Consider the following 4,470-nt stretch of genomic DNA (forward strand, 5'->3'; position numbering starts at 1 on the left):
TCTGAAGACGTGGATAATTGCCAGAACATCTTCAACCATCTCTTGTTCTGGGCTGAGGTTCTTTTCGTCGAGAACCAATATTTTAGTTTGGAATTTAGAGCACAACCATGAGATAAGATCGAATCCAAAGCGACAGAGCCGATCTTTGTGGGCAACGACAATATACTTGCAAGTGCCGCTGAGAACTCTGTCCAATAGGGAGTGAAGACCTTTTCTTTTGAAGTTGAGACCGCTGCCGATGTCTCGGATGACTTCTGCGTCTGGGTAACGAGACTTAAGAAACTGTACTTGTTGATCGAGATCATCTCTTTGAGAGCGGCTTGAAACCCTTGCATATAGGATTGCTGCTCTTTCGTCTCTATCTGTTTTTTTTGTTGAAATAGAGACAACTGAGTCAAGATTGTATCTTCAAAGTCCTCCAGGGGTTTTAATTCCTTGGATTTTGCCTTCGTCAAGCCACCTTTCAAGTGTCCTGGTACTGACCCCGAGCCTGGTAGCAGCGACTCGGGGAGGAACATAGTTAATTTGTTCATTCATTGACAAATTTGGGTCAGTACACTGACATGATCAAACAAGATGTTGGAAAATGTCAAATATGTCGGGAAAAATATTTATCAGGACTTAACTCCCTTAGTCAACTATCTTGGTTATGGCTAATGGCTAATGGCTAATGGTAAATAGTCAACCAATTCCCAATCCGCAATTACCCAATCCTGATATCTGTTACCAAGGTTCCTGCCTCAACTGGATCATCGACTTCCACAGCCATAGTAAGGGTGTAGTTCAATGCTGGTCTGGGCTTTCCTCCCATTGCTTGCCAGAATTCACCCAAACTCTGTAGGTTGCTCTGACTCAGACTAACTGTCCTGATCGGAGGTTCCATCCCCATGAGGCTTCCCTGTAATACAGCCGCTGGAATTATACGATGACGCAGTAGCACTTTCATTACCTCCCCCAGCCATTGGTGCTCTTCTTGCTCTGGTCTTTGACCATTACCTGTAAGAGCGGACCAAGCGGTGATTAGGTAAGAGCAATCCACTCGCACTGGATTACGCCTTTTGGTTGCCCTACCGTTACTGCGTTCTGTTGACCAGGTGGTGTTGCGTAACTCCAGATTCTCACGCACATCGTAAAGAAAAAGATTAATCGCTGGTTTGACACTAAAATCCTTGTCAGGTGTGGCAAAGCTAATAGTAACTGACGAGATTAGCTCAGGAGGTAGTTCGCCCTTGAGCAATTCCTCCAACGTTCTATCCAGGTCATGAATCATCTCATTTCCTCACTCTTAGCCCAGGTCGCCAAATCATCGGCAAACTGGCTGAGGTCAATCGGCAATTTGAGTTGGCAAGTACCCACTTTAGTCTGCAAACTGTCCCTTAAATCTTCTCCGTAACAACAATACACACAACTTAAACGTGCTTAGTGAATTGTTTGCACAGTTATTTGAGTTATTACGAATCATCACATTAGGCCAGCATACTGACCAAAATCACCCTCTATTAACACTTTTCCCATCTTCTGATACTCTCGCCGGACTGCACGCAGCAGGTGATTCATCTTGACAATTCCACCATCATCTGCTGCTATAAAAGCAGCAGCCAGAGCAATATTACGAATATTGCCCCCAGCAATCTCGCAGTTACGGGCGATAAAATCTAAATCCAGTTCCTCAGAGCGAGGTACAGGACTAGGCCAGATTTGCTCCCAGATCCGGCGGCGGTCTTTGAGATTAGGAAAAGGAAACTCAATAATAAAACGTAATCGCCGGACAAAGGCATCGTCCATATTAGTGCGGAGGTTGGTGGTCAAAATCGCCACTCCTTCGTACTCCTCCATCTTTTGCAGGAGATAGCCAACCTCAATATTGGCGTAGCGGTCATGGGCACTGCTGATTTCAGAGCGCTTGCCAAACAGGGAATCTGCTTCATCAAACAGGAGAATGGCGTTAGCATTGGCAGCAGCTGTAAAGATGCGATTGAGGTTTTTTTCTGTCTCCCCGATATACTTACTGACCACTTGGGACAGGTCAATCTTATAGAGGTCAAGCTCTAATTCGTGGGCAATAATTTCCGCTGCCATGGTTTTACCAGTCCCTGGTGGGCCAGAAAACATCACATTCAGTCCTCTGCCCAGGGAAAGCTTGCTCTGGAAGTCCCACTCTTCCCACACCAGCTGTCGATATTTGGCTTGATTACAAATTTCCCGCAACTGAGCCTTTTGATTAACTGGCAGGACAATATCATCCCAGCTGTACTTAGGCTGAATCTGACGTGCCAATGAACCTAGTTGATGACCAGATTGGGCACGGGCTGCTGCAAATAGTTCCGACAAGGTGGGTTTTTCAAGGCAGTGTGGGAGGTTGGGAGTGTGGGGAGTGGGGGGAGTGTTTTGGGCAATTCGCCAACGGGCTCGATTACAGGCATCGATCACGGCATCAGTAATTTGCTCGGAATTGAGGCGGAAGCGATCGCATAAAGCATCTAGCTCTGGTCTGTCTAGGGAAATACCAGCTGCGGTTAGTTGATTCTGCCAACACCAGCGACGAACAGTAAACTCAGGGATGGGAAAAGGAACAGTAACCATTCCCATTGCTATAGTTTTCTCTGGCCTCCAGGGTTTTTCACCAGCGAGGATAGTAATTCCTTGATGGTCTGCTATGATTCTTAGCAGAGATAGATATTGACTGGAATTCTCGGAACTTTGTATAGTTTGTTGTAGAGTTTCTAGTCCTTCTAGGTAAACTAAAGCTTTCTGAAACCAGGCTTGACGGTAAGCTAGTTTCAGGGTTAGCTCCAAGTCAGCTTTGGCTTCTACAACCCGAGTTAAATTTACGGTTAGCAACGGTGCTTCCACAGCCCTGGCAATAGCTTGGGCGGCACGGTGTTTAACACTAGTATCTGCACCCTCAAAATACAGTGCCAGGGGTTTGCTTGCTTGCCAATCTTCGACAACTATTGTTAATAAAGCCTGCTTTACTTCCTGATGTAACGGTAGTTCTTCCAGGGAAATAGTCGGCTCAAGTAAGGTCGAGAAGGGTTTCAGTCGCTGATCTAATCCTTTTTCTCCCAACAGCAGAGCCAGGACTAGCCCATCCAGTTTAAGATTGTGAGCGAGCAGAGTAGGCTGGAGCTGATTAGGGTCCGAGACCAGGTGTAGTAGACTATGACCTAGGAGAGGAGCTTCTGGGGTAAAGTGACTACGCCGCGCCAGTTTCGCTTCCCCAGTTGGACAGAGCAGATTCAGGACGAGATCCACAGTGGGTCGTTTACACCGGATATCGTCTTGGAGATAGGTGTAGATTCGTTCATAGCGCCGGTCTAGTTCCGGGGCGAGAGCGATCGCAATAATATCGACATCGAAAGCAGAGAGGGCAAAGGTTTCTTGGAGCCATGCTAGAGATGAGCCTGCCAGGATAGCATCAGAGGGTAACTCCTGTTCGGTTTCTGTATCTACCTGCAATACTGGTGTTCCTGGTGGCCGAGTCAGCAACTGTTCCACTTCTTCCTGGTCAACTTGCATCCCCCGATAGGGATTAGTTGCAGCCATGGAACCATAGGTAACTTGGGCAGCGGCTAAAGCTCGTTCTAGCAGTCCGTCTAAGCGCTGTAACAGCAGAAAGAGTTGCTGAAATTGGGGGTTGGGAGGGAATACCTGGGTTTGGTTAATCATGGATTATAGCAAGGGCAGGGAGCTAGTAGGGTAGGGTGGGCAAATTATCAAAGTTTGGCAATTTGATAGCGTGATCTAGTCCATTTGCCCACCAGAAAAGAGCGATTGGCCGTAGGCCACGCTACGCGATCGCACTGGCTCAGCTATTGCTTTAATCTGCTAGTAGGGTAGGGTGGGCAAATTATGAAAGTTTGGCAATTTGATAGCGTGATCTAGTCCATTTGCCCACCAGAAAAGAGCGATTGGCCGTAGGCCACGCTACGCGATCGCACTCGCTTGGTGTCTTGGGTAAAGCTTACGCTATTATTCTCCCCAAGCACTTAAAAATTCTACTTTATTTTTCATTTCTTCTGCTGATGAGCGTGGCAATTATCCTTAAAATTCGCCGCATTTCATCACCAATTTAATAGTTTTTAAACCCTAAAATAATCCCTGAATGTTATTGTATTTTTTCGATAAAATTAGTATTAATTATATAAAATTATCGGGCATTAAAGCTATAAATAAAACGCGCTTTGGTCATAGGCCCATTGTAATTGTTCTTCATCGCTACGGGACAACATTTGAGCTTCCCCTGTCGAGACAACATTCACGTTGCGAAGACGCAAGGCCGTTATCAGATAGCACACCATGGTATCTTCATCTAAATAAAGGCGAATCTGTGTCATGTTTAGGCTAAGGTTGCCTGATAATGTTGTTTGGCCAGTTCTTCATAGGCGGTTTGTTCGGCTGCGATATCTTCGTCTATTTCCTGACGGTTAGCATGATAATAAGTTAATGCGGCATAAACTTGAGTGATTA

The 4,470-nt window shown here is 46.1% G+C and carries 4 protein-coding genes; 1 reads left to right on the forward strand and 3 read right to left on the reverse strand.

Features of this window, described 5'->3' with window-relative positions:
- From F6K49_RS35870 to F6K49_RS35880, 3 genes are all read right to left on the reverse strand, one after another.
- On the reverse strand, positions 1 to 381 hold a 381-nt coding region (locus tag F6K49_RS35870), incomplete at its 3' end, for an IS607 family transposase (RefSeq protein WP_366514266.1).
- A gap of 322 nt (positions 382 to 703) precedes the next feature.
- Complete coding sequence (locus tag F6K49_RS35875; protein ID WP_070394513.1) at positions 704 to 1,270, reverse strand: DUF4255 domain-containing protein; 567 nt, start codon at positions 1,268 to 1,270, stop codon at positions 704 to 706.
- Between the two features lie 191 nt (positions 1,271 to 1,461).
- The gene (locus F6K49_RS35880) at positions 1,462 to 3,669 is read right to left on the reverse strand and encodes an ATP-binding protein (protein ID WP_075902275.1); all 2,208 of its coding nucleotides are present in this window, start codon (positions 3,667 to 3,669) and stop codon (positions 1,462 to 1,464) included.
- Positions 3,670 to 3,890: 221 nt separating this feature from the next.
- On the opposite strand from F6K49_RS35880, the gene F6K49_RS35885 reads away from it, so the two are divergent.
- Complete coding sequence (locus F6K49_RS35885) at positions 3,891 to 4,076, forward strand: hypothetical protein (protein ID WP_293104474.1); 186 nt, start codon at positions 3,891 to 3,893, stop codon at positions 4,074 to 4,076.
- Positions 4,077 to 4,470: the final 394 nt, after the last annotated feature.

The sequence above is a fragment of the Moorena sp. SIO3I6 genome (assembly GCF_010672095.1).